The sequence below is a fragment of the Pseudoduganella chitinolytica genome (genome assembly GCF_029028125.1).
Lineage (GTDB): Bacteria > Pseudomonadota > Gammaproteobacteria > Burkholderiales > Burkholderiaceae_D > Rugamonas > Rugamonas chitinolytica.
In genome coordinates, this window is the sequence record NZ_CP119083.1 from 2031322 (window position 1) to 2049547 (window position 18226).

The 18226-nt window shown below is 64.2% G+C and carries 27 protein-coding genes and 3 tRNA genes; all 30 read right to left on the bottom strand.

The features are described 5' to 3' along the window. Nucleotides 1-7: 7 nt before the first annotated feature. Nucleotides 8-406, bottom strand: a complete 399-nt coding sequence (locus tag PX653_RS08885; protein WP_277417530.1) for a hypothetical protein — start codon at nucleotides 404-406, stop codon at nucleotides 8-10. Continuing rightward, nucleotides 378-572: a hypothetical protein gene (locus tag PX653_RS08890; protein WP_277417531.1), complete on the bottom strand. Its 195-nt coding sequence runs from the start codon at nucleotides 570-572 to the stop codon at nucleotides 378-380. Before PX653_RS08890 ends, PX653_RS08885 begins: the two co-directional genes overlap by 29 nt. Before the next feature lie 9 nt (nucleotides 573-581). Further along, nucleotides 582-1940, bottom strand: a complete 1359-nt coding sequence (locus tag PX653_RS08895; RefSeq protein ID WP_277417532.1) for a hypothetical protein — start codon at nucleotides 1938-1940, stop codon at nucleotides 582-584. After that, nucleotides 1941-2552, bottom strand: coding sequence for a phage adaptor protein (locus PX653_RS08900; protein WP_277417533.1), 612 nt, complete (start codon nucleotides 2550-2552; stop codon nucleotides 1941-1943). It lies immediately after the preceding gene. Then, complete coding sequence (locus tag PX653_RS08905; RefSeq protein WP_277417534.1) at nucleotides 2552-2869, bottom strand: hypothetical protein; 318 nt, start codon at nucleotides 2867-2869, stop codon at nucleotides 2552-2554. Before PX653_RS08905 ends, PX653_RS08900 begins: the two co-directional genes overlap by 1 nt. 70 nt (nucleotides 2870-2939) lie before the next feature. Continuing rightward, nucleotides 2940-4400 carry an SGNH/GDSL hydrolase family protein gene (locus tag PX653_RS08910; RefSeq protein WP_277417535.1) on the bottom strand — a complete coding sequence of 487 codons (1461 nt, stop codon included), beginning with the start codon at nucleotides 4398-4400 and terminating at the stop codon, nucleotides 2940-2942. Then, nucleotides 4401-4697 carry a hypothetical protein gene (locus tag PX653_RS08915; protein ID WP_277417536.1) on the bottom strand — a complete coding sequence of 99 codons (297 nt, stop codon included), beginning with the start codon at nucleotides 4695-4697 and terminating at the stop codon, nucleotides 4401-4403. Between the two features lie 72 nt (nucleotides 4698-4769). Further along, nucleotides 4770-5696 (bottom strand): DUF5309 domain-containing protein, encoded by a 927-nt coding sequence (locus tag PX653_RS08920; RefSeq protein WP_277417537.1) that lies wholly within the window; start codon nucleotides 5694-5696, stop codon nucleotides 4770-4772. Between the two features lie 41 nt (nucleotides 5697-5737). Next, complete coding sequence (locus PX653_RS08925) at nucleotides 5738-6727, bottom strand: hypothetical protein (protein ID WP_277417538.1); 990 nt, start codon at nucleotides 6725-6727, stop codon at nucleotides 5738-5740. A gap of 13 nt (nucleotides 6728-6740) precedes the next feature. Then, on the bottom strand, nucleotides 6741-6905 hold the full coding sequence (locus PX653_RS08930) for a hypothetical protein (RefSeq protein WP_277417539.1): 165 nt from the start codon (nucleotides 6903-6905) through the stop codon (nucleotides 6741-6743). Continuing rightward, complete coding sequence (locus PX653_RS08935) at nucleotides 6884-7198, bottom strand: hypothetical protein (protein WP_277417540.1); 315 nt, start codon at nucleotides 7196-7198, stop codon at nucleotides 6884-6886. The genes PX653_RS08930 and PX653_RS08935 overlap by 22 nt, the downstream gene beginning before the upstream one ends. Further along, nucleotides 7198-7386, bottom strand: a complete 189-nt coding sequence (locus PX653_RS08940) for a hypothetical protein (RefSeq protein WP_277417541.1) — start codon at nucleotides 7384-7386, stop codon at nucleotides 7198-7200. Before PX653_RS08940 ends, PX653_RS08935 begins: the two co-directional genes overlap by 1 nt. After that, entirely contained in the window at nucleotides 7383-9668 is a 2286-nt protein-coding gene (locus tag PX653_RS08945) for a portal protein (RefSeq protein ID WP_277417542.1), read from the bottom strand. The genes PX653_RS08940 and PX653_RS08945 overlap by 4 nt, the downstream gene beginning before the upstream one ends. A gap of 48 nt (nucleotides 9669-9716) precedes the next feature. Continuing rightward, the gene (locus PX653_RS08950; RefSeq protein WP_277417543.1) at nucleotides 9717-10985 is read right to left on the bottom strand and encodes a PBSX family phage terminase large subunit; all 1269 of its coding nucleotides are present in this window, start codon (nucleotides 10983-10985) and stop codon (nucleotides 9717-9719) included. Then, nucleotides 10982-11539, bottom strand: a complete 558-nt coding sequence (locus tag PX653_RS08955) for a helix-turn-helix domain-containing protein (RefSeq protein ID WP_277417544.1) — start codon at nucleotides 11537-11539, stop codon at nucleotides 10982-10984. Before PX653_RS08955 ends, PX653_RS08950 begins: the two co-directional genes overlap by 4 nt. Before the next feature lie 191 nt (nucleotides 11540-11730). Then, nucleotides 11731-11817: transfer RNA gene (locus PX653_RS08960), tRNA-Tyr, on the bottom strand. A 5-nt stretch (nucleotides 11818-11822) separates the two neighbouring features. Further along, nucleotides 11823-11912 (bottom strand) — tRNA-Ser (locus tag PX653_RS08965). 7 nt (nucleotides 11913-11919) lie between these two features. Next, nucleotides 11920-12005 (bottom strand) — tRNA-OTHER (locus tag PX653_RS08970). Nucleotides 12006-12113: 108 nt separating this feature from the next. Then, a complete protein-coding gene (locus tag PX653_RS08975) occupies nucleotides 12114-12461 on the bottom strand; it encodes a hypothetical protein (protein ID WP_277417545.1) in 348 nt (115 codons plus the stop codon). Beyond that, nucleotides 12458-12772 (bottom strand): hypothetical protein, encoded by a 315-nt coding sequence (locus tag PX653_RS08980; RefSeq protein ID WP_277417546.1) that lies wholly within the window; start codon nucleotides 12770-12772, stop codon nucleotides 12458-12460. The genes PX653_RS08975 and PX653_RS08980 overlap by 4 nt, the downstream gene beginning before the upstream one ends. Continuing rightward, nucleotides 12769-13413, bottom strand: coding sequence for a recombination protein NinG (locus tag PX653_RS08985; RefSeq protein WP_277417547.1), 645 nt, complete (start codon nucleotides 13411-13413; stop codon nucleotides 12769-12771). The genes PX653_RS08980 and PX653_RS08985 overlap by 4 nt, the downstream gene beginning before the upstream one ends. Continuing rightward, nucleotides 13410-13592 (bottom strand): hypothetical protein, encoded by a 183-nt coding sequence (locus PX653_RS08990; RefSeq protein WP_277417548.1) that lies wholly within the window; start codon nucleotides 13590-13592, stop codon nucleotides 13410-13412. Before PX653_RS08990 ends, PX653_RS08985 begins: the two co-directional genes overlap by 4 nt. Beyond that, on the bottom strand, nucleotides 13589-13927 hold the full coding sequence (locus PX653_RS08995; protein WP_277417549.1) for a Gp49 family protein: 339 nt from the start codon (nucleotides 13925-13927) through the stop codon (nucleotides 13589-13591). The genes PX653_RS08990 and PX653_RS08995 overlap by 4 nt, the downstream gene beginning before the upstream one ends. Further along, nucleotides 13924-14316, bottom strand: coding sequence for an endonuclease VII domain-containing protein (locus PX653_RS09000; RefSeq protein ID WP_277417550.1), 393 nt, complete (start codon nucleotides 14314-14316; stop codon nucleotides 13924-13926). The genes PX653_RS08995 and PX653_RS09000 overlap by 4 nt, the downstream gene beginning before the upstream one ends. 85 nt (nucleotides 14317-14401) lie before the next feature. Then, a complete protein-coding gene (locus PX653_RS09005) occupies nucleotides 14402-15427 on the bottom strand; it encodes a DNA cytosine methyltransferase (RefSeq protein WP_307731054.1) in 1026 nt (341 codons plus the stop codon). Next, nucleotides 15424-16395 carry an AAA family ATPase gene (locus tag PX653_RS09010; RefSeq protein ID WP_277417551.1) on the bottom strand — a complete coding sequence of 324 codons (972 nt, stop codon included), beginning with the start codon at nucleotides 16393-16395 and terminating at the stop codon, nucleotides 15424-15426. Before PX653_RS09010 ends, PX653_RS09005 begins: the two co-directional genes overlap by 4 nt. Next, entirely contained in the window at nucleotides 16379-16828 is a 450-nt protein-coding gene (locus PX653_RS09015; RefSeq protein ID WP_277417552.1) for a hypothetical protein, read from the bottom strand. Before PX653_RS09015 ends, PX653_RS09010 begins: the two co-directional genes overlap by 17 nt. Next, nucleotides 16828-17634 (bottom strand): YdaU family protein, encoded by an 807-nt coding sequence (locus tag PX653_RS09020; RefSeq protein ID WP_277417553.1) that lies wholly within the window; start codon nucleotides 17632-17634, stop codon nucleotides 16828-16830. Before PX653_RS09020 ends, PX653_RS09015 begins: the two co-directional genes overlap by 1 nt. Then, entirely contained in the window at nucleotides 17631-17867 is a 237-nt protein-coding gene (locus PX653_RS09025; RefSeq protein WP_277417554.1) for a hypothetical protein, read from the bottom strand. The genes PX653_RS09020 and PX653_RS09025 overlap by 4 nt, the downstream gene beginning before the upstream one ends. Beyond that, complete coding sequence (locus tag PX653_RS09030; protein WP_277417555.1) at nucleotides 17864-18226, bottom strand: hypothetical protein; 363 nt, start codon at nucleotides 18224-18226, stop codon at nucleotides 17864-17866. Before PX653_RS09030 ends, PX653_RS09025 begins: the two co-directional genes overlap by 4 nt.

Consider the following 18226-nt stretch of genomic DNA (forward strand, 5'->3'; position numbering starts at 1 on the left):
TGGTCCGTTAGAAGTCGCCGCCCACGGCAATGACGTTGAACGTCTCGGCGTTGTTGGGCGCCGCACGCAGCGAGTGACCAGCGGGAAGGATCAGCGGCAGCAGGTCGGACAGGTTTGCCGTCGTCAGGCGCACGCCGAACGCTGGCTGCGTGCCGCTTGGGGTCACCGGCGAAACTGGGACCTCTCCGACCAGGTTCGAGTTAGTCCCGTCGTGCACGAACAAGCGCACCATGCCTTGCGTCGTCGGGCCGGTGGCCTGGATGTTGATCGATTCGATACGCGAGCCCGCGCCGCCAGCTGTGAAGACCGTTACGATCGTGCCGGTACCATCACGCGCGGTGTTCGCCGCGGACAGCTTGCCCGTCGCGAACCGTGGGCTACTTGCGTAAGATTGTGCTGCTGCCATAGTTTGGCTCCTTCAGATTATGTTCATCGGCGTGGTCAGGCTTACCGGCCTGTCCGCCCTGCTCCTGCTGCCGTTTCGCACGCTCGATCGCCAGATCCTCGGCCGGTGTCGTATCGCGCTGCTTTTGGCACTTATCCACCTCATCCCAGTAATCGACGGTCGGCATGCTCACCCCTTATGCCTTGCGCACGCCGAACACGCGGATCACTCCACCCGCCAGGAACGTGTTGCTGCCGGCCAGCGTGAGCCGCAGCCCGCTCAGCGGAGCCGTCGGAGAGATCCCCGAATTTGCTGAGACGTCCTTGGTGACGGGCGGCGTCGCTGTCGTCTGTGATGTCAGCCGCGAGGTCACAGCCTTCGGAAGGCTGGCGTCATTCATCCCGTCCACATGGATGCGGCCGTAGATGTAGGCCGATGGATCGAATATCCCCAGCGATACGTTCTGAGAGCTCGTGTAGGTCGTGGTGCTCGTGTAATTGAAGTTCTCGGTCACCCTGGACGAGATGCTGAAGGACGAGCCTACGACGCCACCCTGCGCCAGCGCTAATGTCAGTTGAACTGCAGCTGCACCGGTATGTGCCAGGCCGGCCACCTCCACCACGTATTGGTCGTACGCGGCACTGAAGACGTTCAGGAAGTCGATGGCCGTTGAGCCGCCACTGGCGGTTACCGCGCCCAGCAGTACCATACCGGGTGCTGTTTGCTCGATCACCGCCCGTCCGGATGCGCGGTTGTAGCCCACGACTTTTACAGCGCCGGACCCTTCGCCACGGATCACAGCTGTGTCGCCGGGCGACACGTTGATGTTCGCCGCCGTCGGCAAGATGAGCGCGGCCGAGTTCACCAGCACAGGCGCGTCATCGAACGTGACAGTCCGCTCCGCACCCGCTGCCAGCGTGATCGCGGTGATCGTCGCGCTACCGGTCACGTGCACGTAGTTGCCTGTGGCGGCCGCCAGGTTTGTCGTAGCCGAACTGGCGACATCCGCTCCACGCTTCTCGTTCAGCGCGATTGACAGCGTGTCGGAGAAAAACGCGCTCGTCCCGTTGTTCGTCAACAGCTTGCCGTTGTCCGACGGGTTGACCGGGAAAGCGTTGGAAACCACCAGCTGATCGACGTAGTTCTTCGTTGGGGCGGTCAGGCGGAAAGCGGTGCCGTCATACACCAGCACGAGCGGCTGCCCGGCCATGATGTCGCCGTTATTCAAAGCCGCGCCGTTGACGCTCTTGATCGTGCGCGCACCAAGCCCGGAAATGTTCAGCGTCGACGCGCCGCCGTTCGTGTTCGCCGGCAGGAAAGTAACGATCATGCGCGTGCTGTACTCGGTCAGTGGCTCCGATGGCGCCAGCACGTAGGTATTCGCCACGCCGCTGTCCGTGCCGCTGACCATGATCGCGCCAGGGAAGCCGGCGAACGACTTCACGAGCGCGGTCTTGATGCCGCGAATATGGTCGTCGCCGCGGGCCTTCGGATCGCCTGGCGTCGGGCTGGTTTTGACCAGGCTCGACAGGAAGGAGAAAATCTCGAGCGCCATCTATGGGGTCCTCGTATCGGTTTTGACCGTCAGCGAGCCGGTACCGGTCGCCTCGATCGTGTTGATGCCGGCCAGCGCGGAGGCGAACTTGCCTTCGTACTTCGCCAGGCGCTCGGGGTCTTCCATGAACGTCGCGGCTTCCACGAGCGCGCCCCACAGGTACAAGTTCGGCCACTTCGTCAGCAGGCCGTTCGTCTGGTTCGTGGACGACAGGGCCGGGTAACTGGCCTGGTAGACCAGCGTCATGCTGTAGACGGCGTCCGGCACCGGCCCCAGCTGCATCTGGCCGTCGACCATCGTGTATTCGCGCGGCTGCCCAAGCGAGCCGTCGTAGTGCGCGGCGTACTGCGCGGGCGTGACGTAGTCGATCGATGGCGCAATGCCAGGAATCGACACCGCGCGCACCTGGAGCAGGTCGGCCGGCAGGGTCACGCCCTTGGCGGCCTTCACGGTCGCCAGCGTGGTGGATTCCTCCTGGCCCCGCGCCTGCAGCAGCGCTTTGATGCGTGCCTCCGCCAGGGCGATGCAATCCGGGATCTGCGGCGCCAGCGCCTTGTTGTGTGCCCATGAGGCGACCGCAGCGACCAGGCCGTCGTATGTCGTCAGGGCCATTACAGCGCCCCCGGCCAGATGCGGAACATGGCGTTGTCCGGGTTTTCGCAGATGCGCTTGATGTGCGTCTGGTCGCCCATGACCTCCGCGAACGAAACGCCGGTCTCGTTCATGTATTTTTCGACGATCACGCGCGGAATGCTGGCGACGTGCCGCATCTCGGACGACCCGTAGATGCCAGCGTTGTGGAGCGCCTTCGCCTTTTCAGCGATCGGCGTGCAGTCCTGCGTCGCGCTGATGATCAGGCGGTCGTCTTCGGTCTTCAAAGTGGTCGTGAGGCCGGCGTATTTACGCTGCGCTGCCAGTACAGGGTTCATGGACTGTCCCATTGGTAATCAGGTTGATAAATGCCCTGGCACGCTGGGCGGCATGCCAGGGCTGATGCCGCTACCTGTACGAGACGATCGACTTGTACACGTTCGAGGCGGTCTGACCGTAGCCGGCGGCGTTCATGTGCAGCGAGTGCACCGTCGAATACCATCCACGAGCACTGCCATTGGCCGGGTTCACATAGTCGACATAGTTGTCGATCACCCTCAGGCCATTGGCGCCCGCGACCTCGTAGATCGCGTCACGGAACGACATCTGCAGCGCCTCGTCCTTCGTCCCGAAGGGGATCGGCGGCGGGACCATAAGCACGACATCGCCGCCAGCCAGGTTCGACGACGTCCGCTTGACGGTTGTGACGACCGTTTGCAGATTGGTCTGGAACGTCGCCACGGGCACGTTCGTCATCATGTCGTTCGTGCCGAGCTGGATGATCCACAGCGGAACCTTGCTCGTTGCCATGAACAACTGCAGCGCGGGGACAGACCTCCAGTTCGCAGCACTGTCAGCCCAATCGCCGGACGTGCTGTTGCCGACGCCCATCTTCAGGAAATTCAGCTTGGGGATTGTCTTGGAGTAGCAGTTGATGCCGACGACGTGAATTTGCCCGGTTCCGTTCGGCGTGAGAGTTACCGCGCCATTACCGTGGGCCTTGGTCAGCGTCAGCACGCCAAGGCCCAGCGCACCAGCCGTGTTCAGGGTGCCAGTGACCGCGCCGCTTACCGCAGCCGTTCCGTATGCCGTGTTCGTGACGAAGTAGATATCGACCGTATCCCATGGCGCATCGGGCGTGAACGTCAGCGGTGCGCCAGCACTAGCGCCAACATAGTCGAAACCGCCGCCGATGACCTTCGGCCCCAACTGTGAGCAAACCCAAGAAGTTCCCGCCCCTTGCGTGATCCGCGAATCGGAGGCGATCAGGTTGCCGATATTGCCGTCGCTCTTCTGGATGCCGCCAAAGGTGGCGTTGTCGGTACCGCCGGTCATGCCGGCCAGCAGCCGCGCCAGGCTGAACGGCGCCACGCCTGCTTGCGCCGAAGTCAGGGCGTACTGGCCGACGGTCAGTGAATCGCCAATGATGCCCACGTTGACGCCGGCGGCGCTCTGACCCGCTGCCAGTTCAGCCAACGCCTTCGCGTAGTTCGGGAACTGGGTATTGCTGGCGGTGAGCGCTAGGCCGCTGGGAACGACCGGGAAGCCGTCACCAGCTGTCGGCAGACCCTCGGCAGACAGCTCGACCTGCACGCTGGTGGCGCCGTCGTTGATCAGGCGCGCGAAAACGTTGGTGGGATTGCCCACGATGCGTGCGCCGACGCCCTTGCCCAGGTACTGCCACGCCTTGCCGTCGCAACGGTATTCGATGGCGTACTGGGTGCTGGTGTTGACGATCGTGAAGGCGGCGGCAGTCGGACCGTTGTAGGTGATGGCCTGACCGGCGCTGCCGGCGGCGGCGGTGACGACGATATTCGGAGCAACCGTGATATCGACCAGGCTGCTTACATTCTTCTGGATGGCCGTCATTCAATCCTCCAGCGGGGAAACTTGGACCACGCCGGCGGCGCTGGATTGGATGGCGGCGATGTTGTTGGTGCCGGCCGGGACGACGAGCGTTACGGCGTCGCCAGGCTGCACGAGCGTGTCTGCCGTGGTGGCCGTGCCGGTGCCATCCTTGAACAGCTGGACATGTGCGGCGGCTGTTGCGGCCACACGAATGAGGCGCGGCTTGGTGCCGGCGTTGGTGTTGGGCAGGGTGGCCGTAGCCGAAGTGCCGGATGTGGCGATGCTGACGCCATCGGCCACGATGGTGATTGCGGACATGGATTCTCCTATCGCCTCACGGCGTATGAAAAAAGGGGCTTGGAGGCCCCTGCGCTTGCGGCAGCTACTGGCTTACGAGATGTCCAGCACCGCGCCGTTGGCCTTCGGATTGATGGCCTCGAGCGTGCCTTCCAACAGGATCTGCATGCGCTCGCTGTCGCCCGTTTTCGCCAGCGGGGACTTTTCCCAAGGGCGCAGCACGGCGAAGGCCCACTTGTCCGGCTGCAGGACGAACACGTCGCGGGCGCGCTGTTGCAGGTTGATCACGGCCGACAGCGTGCCGAAGTCCGAACGGTAGATTTCGATCGTCGCGTTCAGTTTGCTGTCGTCGGCGTCCTTCTGGCGAGTGGCGTTGCCGGTGAAGGTGGAGAAGGTCTGCTTCGGCACCGCACCCAGCATCAGCACCGTTGGACGGCCGCCGGAGATGTACGTCTTCTGCAACGTGTCCTTGAGCAGCGTTTCGGTGAATGCGCGTTGCGTACCGTCCGTCTGCGCCACGTTGCTCTGGTAGTTCGGAGCGACGTAGCCGGCGCCGGCGTTGACGTTGGCCGCGTCCATCCAGCCGGTCAGGCCGCGCATCGTGCGCGGGGCGGTCGCGGCCGTGCTGTTGCGGGTCAGCGAGTATTCGATGTCCAGCTTCAGCTCGGCGCCTTTCAGGGCCAACTGCTTATTCATCTCCGACTTCTGACCGGCCTTGTCGACGTTCTCCTGGGTGCCCGACACGCTTGCCGCTTCCTTCAGGATCTGCGTGCGGTTGCCCAGGCGGACCTGCTGGGTGACAGCCGTTGCGGTCGTGTCGTCGCCCTCGGCGTGCGCGTTCAGCTGGGCTGCGCGCAGTGCCTGGGTTTGCCACTCGTGCAGCGTGCCGGTCGCCTTGGTCTTCTTGATCATCGAGTAGAACGGCGTCTCCGACGGCGTGATGCGGTCGATGATGTCGGTCAGGTCCTCGCGGTTACCGACGGCGGAGGTCGAGGATTGGGTATTGGTTGGTGCTGCCATGGGTGAAAGCTCCTATCGCCTCGCGGCGTATGAATTGAGGGTTAAAGCAGGGACAGCGCTGCGGCCGCGTCGTCGATGCTTCCGGACGAACTGAGCCGCTTCATTGCCACCGTACGGCCATCGGTAGGACGGACGTTCTTGTTGCCGGGGCGCTCCACTTTCGGAGGCAGGCCGGCGATTTTCTCCGTCGCCTGCTTTGCCTTCGACGTGATTTGATCCAGCTGCATCGCCTTGCGGGCCAGCAGCACCAGGCGATGGTCGCCAAATTGGCCGACTTCCTCGGCGGTGAAGCCCTCGGCCTCCAGGAATGCCTTGATCTGGCCGACCTCGGCCTTCGCCTTGGCTTCGTCCTTCCAGTGCGGCAACTTATCGAGCAGCAGTTTTTTCTGTTCGACCTGGTACGTCTTGACCGCCTGCTCATGCTCCTGCTGGCGCGCGTGCGTGATCTGCTGCAGCTCGGCCTGGTCCTGTTGCAGCTTCGCGTAGCGCGCGTCCAGCGTGCGCTGCAGCTTCATGTAGGCCACAGGGTCGGATTCGAGCAGTTCATCGGTGAGCTGCGCCGCGGCGTCTTGCAGGATGCGCTGCTCTGCCGCCGTGTCGGTCGCCAGCTTCTGTGCATACGTGTCGCGCGCTTCGCGGGCCTTCTGCGCTTCCGCGTCGGCCTGCTTGCGGGCCTCGGTCGCCTCGCTCGTGGCGCGGGCGCTGTCGGCGCTCTGCTGGGCGTTCTTGTACGCCTCCGCGATCTGCTCCTTCGTCAGTTGGACCGCCTTGCCGTCCACCTCGACCGTGATCGCGCCGTCGTCCTGGCCGTCATCATCAGGCTGCTCGCCGCCGTCGGCCTCGTCGGCTTCGGGCTGAGCCACTTCGGCGGCTGGCGGGGCGGCGCTCTCGGCAGCCGGCGCCGGCTCGTCCAGCGCGGCCATGGCTGTGGCGGCCGCATCAGCGTCCAGCGCGCCACCGCCGCCGCTTTCGCCCTCGTACGGCTTGTGGAAGACCGGCTTGCGGCCGGACATGTAGTATTTCGGGTGCATGGGGTCCTCGTGGTTACAGGGTGACGATGTCGCCGCTGGAGAGCTGGTAGGCCGGCTCCCCGGTCAGTACAGCGATGTTCGAGCCGTTGTGGGCCGGGATCAGTTCGGCCTGTGGCGCCGGGTGCCAGCAGCGCGAGACCTGGTCGGGCACGCCGCTCAGACGAACGGCGAAGGCCATCCAGTCGTGTCGATCCCCTGCGCCCGCTCCTTCGCCGCCAGCTTCTGCGCGTGGTCCAGGTGCTGGCGTGCCAGCTTCCCGTCCGTCATCGTGGCCTCCAGCGTCAGGCGCACCTTCTCCAGCGCGATCTGCATCCGGAACAGCTCTTCGCGCCCGTCGTGGTCGCGGATTGGCGATTTCTTCCATTGGTCTGTCAACTCCTGTTCGATTTGGCCGAACGCTTGCGCGAAGGCCGGGTTTTCCAGCACGAGGCGTGCTTGGTCGCCGTCGTAGATGCGTTGCTCGAGTTCCATCAATGCACCTTCCGCGAGCCGACTTCGTAGTCCTCGCGGCCATCGAAACTGTTGTGCACGACCACGCCGTATTCGTCCTCCTGCGGGCCACACCAGCAGTCACAGGACGTTTCGTGCTCGTGCATGTCACCCAGCGGCATGACATGCACAGCGCCATCCTCGTCTTCGGAAACCGTTCCTACGCTCATTCGCTGCCTCCCGTCATGTCCTCGTTGGATTGCTGTTCGGCGGCCGCAAGCGACGCGTCGTTCTTCTGCTGGGCGGCGATCTGCGCCAACACAATCTTGGCGTCGCGGTCGCGCTCGGCCTGCTCGGCCCGGAATGCCCGTTCCTCGGCACGGTCCTGTGCCTCGTACTGAGCCTTCAGCGCGGCCAGTTCGGCCTGGTGCTGGAGCGTGATGGCGTGCTTCTGCGCCTCGGCGGCCTGGCGCTCGCGGTCCACCTGCATCTGTGCCTCGGCCTGGATGCGCGATTTCTCCACCTCCAGTTGTGCGTGCAGCTGCGCCTGGGCCTGCCTGGCCTCCATCTCTGCCGCGTGTCGTTGTTGATCCGCCTGCACCTTCAGCATTTCTGGGTTCGGCTGCTCGGGTGGCGGGTTCTTCGCCGGGTCGGTAAAGAAGGCGTCGCCCTCCTTGAAGCCCAGGGCATTTGCCAGCCGCATGCCAGTGTTGTAGAGGTTCTCCGGCCGCGTGATGCCGAACTGGGCGCCTTGCATCTGCGTCTGGCCCAGCATCATCAGGTGCTGCACGAGCTGGTCCTTGTTGCCGGTACCGAGGCCGACGTTGATCGTCAGGTCGAAGTTGTTCGTCCACTCGCGCGGATCGACGTTGACCCACTCGCCGCCGATCTTGATCATTTCCGCCTTCTTCTGGTAGCGGGTGATCAGGCGCAGGATCATGTTGCCCAGGTCGGTGAAGCCAGTCTCGGCCATGTAGCGGCTGATATCCTCGATCCGCATGTCGGCGCGGTTCGTGATGATGTTCGCCGCCGTCGCCGTCTGCTGCAGCTGCATGCCGTTGCCGCCCTGGCTCTGTCGGGTCCAGCCGGTCGATTCCTCGTTCTCCTGGTCGAAGTACTGCGTCAGCGCCATCGCGCCGGCCATGTCCCCGATGCCTTGATCGAGGCGGCCGACAGCCTGTGCGCTGTTCACACGCACCACGCCGCCCGGGGTCGAGCGCAACAGGTCGTCCAGGTTCACCTGGCCGTTCACAGCCCACGTGCGGCCGTTCACCTGCAGGTACATGTTGTCCAGCTGCGCGCGCTTCAGGCTGGTCTTGATCTTCTGCGGCTCGATCGCCAGGTCGGCCGGGCACATGTCGAAGAACTGGTGCGGCATGGGGATGGCGCCCAGGGCGACGAACGGGGGCTCGTCGAACTCGTCGTTCGCCAGGATCGCATCGCCGCACTTGACGACCTTGCGCCACTCGGGGATGCCGTCGCCGTCGTAGTCGACCTGCATGTAGCATTCCAGCACCCACACTTCACGCTGCGATGGGTCCGGGTGCGAGCCGTCGTCGCGGCGGTCGTAGCCGTCGTACTGCTCGCGCTGCGCTCGCTCCGTGGACAGGCCGGCGGCGGCCAGGTCGTCGCCCAGGTGCTCGGGCACGTCGTAGCCGGCCGCCTCCAGCTCGAAGACGCGACGGCGGAACCGGTGCGCGACGAACTGAGCATCCTTGACGGACTTCGCACGCCGGCTGATGAGGAATTCCTCGGGCGGCACGTTCTCGATGGTGACGCGGCCGCCGGTCTTCACCCGCTTGCACGTGACGTCGTACAGCATCGGCACGGGCTGGGCCTGCATGGCTGCGAACTGCTGCGTCGCCGCCTCGTACTGCTGGGCGGCCTGCGGGTCAGCCATCGCCGCCTGTTGCATCTGCGCCAGCTGTGCGCTGGCCTGCTCCAGCACGCGGGCCTTGTCCTGCTCGGCCTCCTCGTCCGGATACGACATCTGCGCGACGACCTCGACTTCCGGGTCGTCCATCAGCATCGCCAGCTGCTCGGGCGTCTGGCCGCTGTATTCCTCCTTGCTTTCGATGTCCGATGCGTCCCACCAGACTTTGATGATGCCTTTCTTGAGCAGCAGCGCTTCTCGAATCCACGTGGCCGTGATGATGTAGCCCGGGTTCGTTTTGCGGAACACGTGGTTGACGTAGGCCGAGATGAGCTTGGCCTTGGGCGCATCCTCCTGGCGCGTTTCCTCGAACTCGAACACGTTGTCGGAGCCGTAGAACGTCTTCATGAGGGGCGCTTGCATGCCCAGCACCGTGTTGCGCACCGTGGTATCGACGACCTTGGAGCGGCCTTCGATGTCGGGCGGCGCCAGTTCGTCTTTCGGCTGGGCCAGGAAGAACACCTCGTTGCGGCGGCGCGCGCTCTCCAGCTCGCCATCGCCGTAGCCGAAGGACTGACGGACCTCGTCGTCGATCATCGCCTTCAGGCTGTAGTCATCGATCTTGCTTGCGTTTGCCATGTAGGGATGGGGCGCTTCACAGCGTTGCCCATGTTCGTTGATGAAAAGTTATGCGTAGCCCAGGCGCGGCATATTCAGCGTGCCGCCCCATTCTTCGTTGCTCAGCTGGTCGGCCACGATCGCCATGTAGCGAAACGCGTCCGCGCCGTGGCTGTACTGGTCGTGCAGCGGGTGCGCGCCCTCGCCCGTCTTCTGGCTGATGTTCCAGCGGTACCGCTTCAGGCATTCCACCAGCCGTTCCGTGCGAGCCTTGTGGAAGTACACGCGTGGGAACACCTCGCGGGCCCGGTCGATGCCGGTATTCACGGCCATGTTCGGGATCTGCGCCACCGTCCAGCCCAGGCCGCGCAGCACCGTCGCATCATCCTTGCCGGTCTGGTGGCGCGTGTGGAAGCCGTCGTGCGGCAGGTACACACTGCCCCAGTTCATCGGTTGATCGTCCAGGCGCAGGCTGCGCAGCTCCTGGCTGTAGTCCGCCAGGATGCGCTGCGTGCCCTCGATGTAGTGGATGACGCGCAGCTCCGACGCCACCTTTTGCACGAGGATCAGCGTCATGCTGTCAGCCATGCCCAGGTCGAAGATCACGTGCGTCTTGAGCGAGCCGTCGTGCGGCACCTCGCGGATACGGCCGGCGGCCACCGTGGCGCTCATGGCCTCGAAGTAGATGGCGCCTTCGACGGCCGGCTTGCACTGGCCCTCCCACACGTGGCCGTAGTCCTCAGGCCGCATCGTCGCCTTGGCGTGCAGGCGCTCCTGCTCCAGCACGTCCGGGAACCACGGGTTGTCCGAGTAGTTCATCAGCACCGACACGCAGTCGGGCGGCGGGTTCGTGACGAAGCGCTCGTGCGTCGGGTCCGTCTCCAGCTCCGGGTTGTACGTGACCCATATTTCCGAGCCGGCCTTGCGGATGGTCGGAACCAGCGTCTTCCACGACTTTTCAGTGATTGCCTGCGCTTCCTCGCACCAGCAGATGTCGACGCCCTCGAACGATTTCAGCGTGGTAGCTGTCACATCTGACAGGCCAGCGAAGTAGAAGCACGAGCCATTCGTCAGGCAGCGGATTTCCTTGTCAAGCACCTCGAACTTCTCGGCCACGCCCAGGCTTGCGATCTGGTCGGACAGCAGCTGGTGCACCGATTGTTGGATCGACTTCTGCACTTCCCGCGTGCACAGGATGCGCGTCGTCTTCTGCAGCGCCCGCACGATCAGTGCACGAGCGAAGCCCCACGACTTGCCAGAGCCGCGGCCGCCGCGCGCTACCTTGTACCGGGCCGGCGTGAACAGGAAGTGCAGCTTCTCGGGACATTCGATATTCATGCGGGTGCCTTCGGTGCGACGAGGGTGACGGTGATTTCGCGGCCGGCTGGGCCTTCCTGCTCGACCTCGCGCCGGGCAGCAGCGTCTACCGCCTCCTGGTTTGCCTTGAGCAGGTTCATGCCGATCTGGCTGGCCTCGTTCGCCATCTTCGACAGCACGGCGATGTCAGCCAGCGCGGTGCGGCTCTTGTCGTCCAGCGGCTTCGCGTCGTCCACCTCCAGGGCCTTCGCGTTGGCGATGCCTGCCAGGCGATGCGCGGTCGATGCCCCGTACTCGGCGGCCCCGGCGAGGTGCCCGCTGATCGCCTTCAGCCTGTCGGCAAGTGAACGCGCGGCGATTTGTTCAGAAACGTTCAGCATCGAAAGTGAACGCTCGGCTGTAACTATTTGATTTGCCGCCTCTTTTACGTTTCTGATCCGTTCAGAAAAGCGTGCGCTGATGTTGGCCTTGCTGACGCCGAACTCTCGCGCCAGGGCTGCGGCCGATTCGCCGTCAAGCAGCCTCTTGCCGATCTTCTCCCACTGGGCGTCGGTCAGCTTGGATGGTCGTGCCATGGTCGGTATCTCGGGGTTGGCTGGGGCGTGCCCATGGCGGCGTCGGGTCCATGCCTGCGGTCTGCAGCTTCACCAGTTGGATCAGCACCCTGACCCAGCGGCTCTCGTCCTCCAGGCTGATGCGGTGCTCCATGGCGCGCTCCAATGCAAAAAGCCCCGCGTCATCGCCGATCGCGGGGCCTTCGGGAATATGGTGGAAGCTGATGGAGTCGAACCACCTAGGCTCTAGGCCTGCTTGCGGGTTACAGCCGCACCCCTTACCGTTCGGGCAAGCTTCCAATACTGGCGGTAGCTGTAGGATTCGAACCTACGGGGCCATTTCTGACCCGACGGCTTAGCAAGCCGCTGCCTTAGGCCACTCGGCCAAGCTACCTATGTTCTGGCGGAAGATGAAGGAATCGAACCATCAGCCATCCCTGACTGCCACGGTTTTCAAGACCGCTTTGCGCCCTGCGCGGCATCTTCCAATGCAAAAACCCCGCTGACCTTTCGGGGCGGGGTTCTATGTGCTCCAGGGCTATCTGCCGAGTGAGCGGGTTTTCAAGACGCAATATTTACATCTAGCACTAGTATCCTAATTGAAATATCTCCTAGTCGCAACATTTTTTTGCATCTTCACGGAAAGTTTTTGTTCAGCCGCAACAAGCTCTTCCTCCCAGGATAGCTGCGGGAAATTCCACGCCGTGGTCATGCCGAACGCCTTGTAGACGGCCCACCACTGATGGCGCGGCAAGTCGTTGACCATCGAATCGACAGCCTCCCCGCATGCCATGAACTCCTTCACGTCCTGCGGGTTCGCCATCCCGTCCGATATCTGGCGATTGGTCAAGGTCATCCAGCGCGCCCACGTGTCCATGACGCGCTTGTATGGGGTGTCAGCAACTGGCGCTTTTTCGATAGCGCGGTCCAGCGTTTCGCTCATGGCTGGCCTCCCACCTGCTGCAGCAGTTTCTTGCCGTACATCCAGCCGCAGTGCCACGACATCGCCTGGTCGCGCTGGCCGCCCGGATCGCAGTGCGGGTTGTCGAGCATGTCCGCTCCGTCGATCGCCGCCAGGGCGCCATCGTGGTACGCGGTGCCAGGCTTTGAAAGCAGCGCCTCGCGTGCGGCGGCTCGGGCCTTCTCCTGCTGCTGGCGGGCGCGGTCGGCCTGGCGCAGCGGCCACAGCCGGATTGCAAGTACGCCGACGATGACTGCCGACAGGAAGACGGTCAGGTGTTGGGTTGTGGTCATGCGGTCTCCTTCAGTTGTTTCAGCTTGGCGCGGTATTCGGCCTTGATACGCTGGGCGTCTTCGATCGTGTATTTCGCTGGCGGGTGCTCCAGCTCCAGGAATGCGACGCGCTCGGCGCCGATCCGCGCGATCAGGCCCAGCCGGTACTCGACCGCGTTGCCGCTCTTGTGCTGGTTGCACGGGACGCACTGGCGGTGCGTGTTGTCTTCGTGGAAGCGCAGGGCCGGCTGGGCGCCGACGGAGCGGTAGTGGCCGGCATCGTAGGCTCCCGTGTGGTAGCGTCCACAGCTGATGCAGGGCAGATGCGCGTCCCTGGCGCGGATGTAGGCGTTGAAGGCGGCCTGCGCGTCGGCCAGGTGCTCGCTACGGGTCTTGAGCTGCTGCTTGCGCTCGCGGTCGGCCTTGCGCTCCTGCTGCTCGCCGATGCGTCGCGCGAACGACTGCGCACAGGCCGGGCCGCACACCTGCTGGCCCATGCGCTGCTGCTGGAAAGAGGTGCCGCAGTTGCTGCACTTCCGCACGCGAACGCCCTTCGGCTTCGCTTCCGTTAGCGACAATTCGAGGCGGGCCAGCGGCTTCGTGTTGCGCTTGAACGCCGTGCGGCGCAGCGGCTGGCGGCGGATCAGGGTCGGCAGCGTCATGCGGCCTCCTGGTACTCAGCCTGCTTCGGGAAGCGACGCATGTGCCCGTGGAACTCGGCAAACCGTACGGCGCCCTCCTTCTCGTACGCCAGCTGCTCGATGGGCGTCAGCTCGCGCCCGCCGTACGCCGCGTCGAACTCGGCGTCGGTCATTTCGCTGATCGGCTTCTCGGTGCTCATGCGGCACCTGCCTTGCCCTGGTGCGCCAGCTCGTACGCCAGGCGGTAGCCCTCCAGCTCCCACAGCTTGGCGCGCGATTGGGCGGCCGCGTCCTCAATGGCGTACTTGCGACCCTTCTCCGCGTCGAAGTTGGCCGGGCTGACGCAGGCGCTATGCCCGATTGAGACGACGAAGCCCCAGGGCAAGCGCGAGGTCGCTACCGTGCTGGTCGTATTCGGCACGCGGGCCGTCTCGTACGTCAGGCTCGCCACCAGGGCGTCAATGCGCTCGGCGGTCACGCGCGGCGCGGTTTGTTGCGTGGTGTCGGTCATGTGGGTCCTTTCGTAGGTGTTCATGGTTGGCAGTCCATTACGCATTCGATGAAGACGCGGGCCGCTTCGGCGTTGATCAGGTATTCCGCACCAGCACGCAAAACGTCGGGCCGGTCGTTCGCACAACCGAGCATGCGATTGCACTTCGCGCACAGCAGGCCGCGCACGGCGCCGCTGGCATGGCAGTGATCGACAGCCAGCGTCTCGCCCAGGTGGGCGGCACTTGCCTTGCAGATGGCACAGCAGCCACCTTGCGCAGCCAGGCGCTCGGCATACTCGGCGGCGCCGATGCCGTATTTGCTGCGTAGGTGGCGCTCCCACTTGGCCGGCGACTCTGCGTACCGTTTGCGCTCTGTGGCGTTGTAGGCGTCACGGTTCTGTGCGCGCCAGGCATAGACTCGGCCTTGCGGCACTCCTTGCAGCGGGCAGCGTGACCACGGCGCTTGTCGCGGCTGAACGCGGTCAGCGCCTTCTCTTGTTGGCATGAGGTGCAGGTTTTCATGGGGCGCACTCCATCACACAGCGGATAAAGACTTCGGCCGCCGACGCATTGATGGCGTTGCCGTAGGCGCGCAGGCGTCCCACTCGGGCGGCAGCGCCATGAGCCAGCGGGAATGTGCCGGGTTCAACTGGCCGCCAGCGGCCATCTGTGCATCCGAGCCAGTCAGCAGCACGCCAGTAGCCGTTAGTCGGGCCGGGCTGTTCGGCACCCAGGACGAAACCTGCATCCCCAAGTCCGTGATGGTCGCCACCTTGCGACCCATGTCCAGCTTGCGTTGCATATGCGCTTCCGGCGTGCCGCCCGGCTGGTTCGCCGTTGGCGTGGCCCAGCCGCACAACGCAACCGTCTCCCGGCTGCTGTCGTTGTTTCCGGCCGCGTTGTTCCCGTTCTGCGCTGGCGTGCCCGCCATTGGCGTCGGCCAGCCGGCCAGTGCTGCGGCCGTCGTCAAATTTATCCCGCCGCTGCCGCGCGCCTGCTTGCTTTCCAGCGACTCCGCATTGCTGGTCCCGTCGATCGCCGCCGGCGTGGGCCACCCAGTAGTTCCGGTCTCGGATGTGCGGCGCACCGACGCCCGCAGACGGGAACGGGACACTCCCGAAGGCGTAACCCACGGCTTCCAGGTCAGCGTGTACAAGGTCGATCCAGTCATCGACAGCCGCGCTTGCAACCTGCTCTCCAAGGACCGCTGCAGGGCGGCACTCCGTGATGAGGTGGTAGAAGGCCGGCCAAAGGTGCCGCTCGTCAGCAAACGCAAGGCCTTTGCCTGCCGCGCTGAAAGGTTGGCACGGACAGGAACCGGTCCAAACAGGTCGGTCGTCTGCCCATCCAGCGCGTCGAAGCGCGTGGCTCCAAACGCCCACGCCGGCGAAGAAATGGCATTGGGTATAGCCGCGAATGTCGTCGGGTTGTACATCCTCGATGCTCCGTGTGTCGACGTCGCCCGGCGCGATGTGGCCGGCGGCGATCAGGTTGCGCAGCCACTGGGCCGCGTATGGGTCGATTTCGTTGTAGTAGGCCGTCACGCTGGCACCTCGGCTTTCATGTCGAGCGCCTGGCGCGCGAAGAAACGCACTGGCATGGCGTAGCCCTTCTTGCCGCCGGTGCCGTCCACGCCGTACTTGCTTGGCATTTCGGCGATGGTTTCCAGGTACTGCTGCGACTCGATGTCGAACCAGAAGCCGAGCTTTCCTTCGAACTCTCCGTTACGCTGCTTCTCGCAGGCGACAACGCACGTCGGGTCGCCGTTGTTCTCCTGCGCGGCGATCTTGTTACGCCACACGATGAACACGTTGTCGACCTGGTCGGTGATGGCGCCGGCGCCCTTCACGTCGAACTTGCCTGGCGCCTTGTGCTCGCTCTCGCCCTTGCGGACGTGGTGCACGAGGTGGATGTGCACGTTATGGGCCTGGGCGAATGCACACAGCTCGTTCACGAAGTCCTTCTGCGCGTTGTAGTCGTCCTCGCCTTTGACGCACTTCATCAGGCTGTCGATCACGAAGTGGCCGATGCCGAAGTTCACCGCGGCGTAGCGCATAACGGCGATCACCTTGCGCCACTCGACGGAGCCGACGTGGTCATAAATCCACAGCCGGCCATCCGTCCAGGAGCCGAACGTTTCCAGGAAATCCACGCTCGGGAGGCGGCTGCCGGCGGCTTGCCGGCTCATGCGCTGCATCTGGCTGACCGGTTTCATTTCGAACGACGCGACCATCGTGCGCTGGGCCTGGTAGCACAGGTCCAGTACGACCTGCGACAGAAACATGCTCTTGCCGTGGCCGTTGATGCCAGCCCACAGCGACACTTCGCCCGGGCGGAAGCGCACACGATCGCGCGCCTTCTGCCACAGCATCGTTGGCGCAGGCGCCTCGGTGGCCGGCGCATGGAACGAGGCGATGGTGTCTTCGAGCCAGTGAGAGGCGGGCTTGACCTCGTGGTGCTCGGCCTCGACCATGTATTCGCTGAAGTCGATCGTGTCAGGGATCAATTGCATAAGGCACTCCGTGTTCGTTGCGGCCGTACGTCCGGCCCGTAATAAAGTCGTCGTTCTGGAAGGCCTGCCAGAGGATGAAGCCCAGTTCGTACACCCAGAACTGCCGTGGTTTCGTGATGTCTTCGAGGGTCGCGGATAGGTACACTTCGGCACCCCGCTTTTCGACTGGGTTCCAGAGGCACAGGTAACCCGGCTTCTGCAACGCGATCTCCTTGAGCTGGATGAACCAGTCCACGACGGGGTCGATGTACACGCAGATGTCCAAGTCGCGCACCCACCGCCAGTCGTACTTCGCCATGGCTTTCGCGCGCACCACAGGGTTGTCCGTGCTCACCGGGCCTTTCTGGGCGATGATCACCATGTCCGCCGGCCGCTTGCCCTTGAGACGCGCCCTCAGGATCACGTCTGCGCCGTCAGCGAGTGGGGCGGCCATCAGATGACGTCCTTCATGGCTTCCCGCGCGGTCTCAACGGGGTCGGCCTGGGCCTTGCGCTCGGATAGCTGGTCCCATTTCTCGCGCAACTTGCCGGGCGATTGGATGTTCGGCGACCAGAACTTGTCGGCCTTCGCCCAGCGGAACAGCTCGCAAATCTGCTTGTGGGTTCGGCCGTCAACCTCGCGCAACAGGCGGATGTCGTTGGCCCAGGTGAACCAGCTCGGCTCCCGGGCACTCGGGTTTGCCTTTTGCTGCGCTTCGAAAACCCAGCGAGCAGCCTTGTAGTCCTCGTCCGTTGGCGATGGCTTCGAACGTTTCGGTTCTTTCGAAGACTGGCCGTCAGGCCCACCCTCCGTCCCGGCAGGGACAAGGGTTTTATTTGGTATTGGTTCTTGGTTATTGGTTGGCATTGCGTTCGCATTGCGTTCGCATTGCGTCGGCATTGCAGGGGCTGTTTCGGACGGCATTGCAGGAGCATTGCCGGTCTTGCCCCAGCGCTTGTTCGCCGCATCTGCCGCTTTGCCGCTCTTGGCCTTGAAGGCTTCGATCTCGGCATCGCAACGCTTGTGCGTCCAGCCAGCGTCGGTCAGGTCGAAGAACTCGGCCAGGACCACACGCACGGCTTCCTGTTCGTCTGGCATGCGGGCGCGGACGACGCGGAACAGCACCGCCTCGTCGGCCGGCAGCGGTGCCTCGGTCGTGTAGTAGCGGTCCATCAGGCGGCGGTATGCGCCGTCCTCCAGCAGCGACAGGTGAGCCGTGTCGGTGGTGTAGTCGCCAATGTGATGGCTGTAGTAATTCATGGCTCGTCCCCCGCCTGGACGCCCAGGTCAACGGCCAGGAAGTCGATAGCGCGCTTCATGCTCACGCCGCGCGCGCCGACCAGCTGCTCGTTCATGCGTGCGCACTGCGCCACAGCGCCACTCATGCAGGATGCCGTGCTGGCGACCGTGAACACGGCCGGCGAACCCGGCGTCGGGTAGCCGATCAGGTAGTCGCCGGTTTCGGTCGGGCCGGCCACTTCGTAGGTGATCATGGCTGCCCCCGGTATTCGAGCCAGGTCATGACAGGCTTGCCGTTACGGGCGATGGGCGTGCCGTCGTCGGTTGTCTTCTGGCCGCGAACCATGATGCGCGGCATGCGCACCTCGGACGGGCAGACGGACAGCCAGTCGCGGCAGAATTGCGGCGCGTCGAACTCGGGGCTGACCTTGACGGGCTTGTCGATCGTGGCGAACAGGTGGTCCGCCAGCTCGTCGCGATGCTCGGCCCATTCGGCAGGCGTCAACTCGCGGCGTTTCTTGCTGCCATCAACAGCAACGGACGTGACGGTCTTCTTGCCGGCCTTCTCTTTGCACAGCGTCTTGCTGACGCCGAAAACGCAGAACGCGCCCAT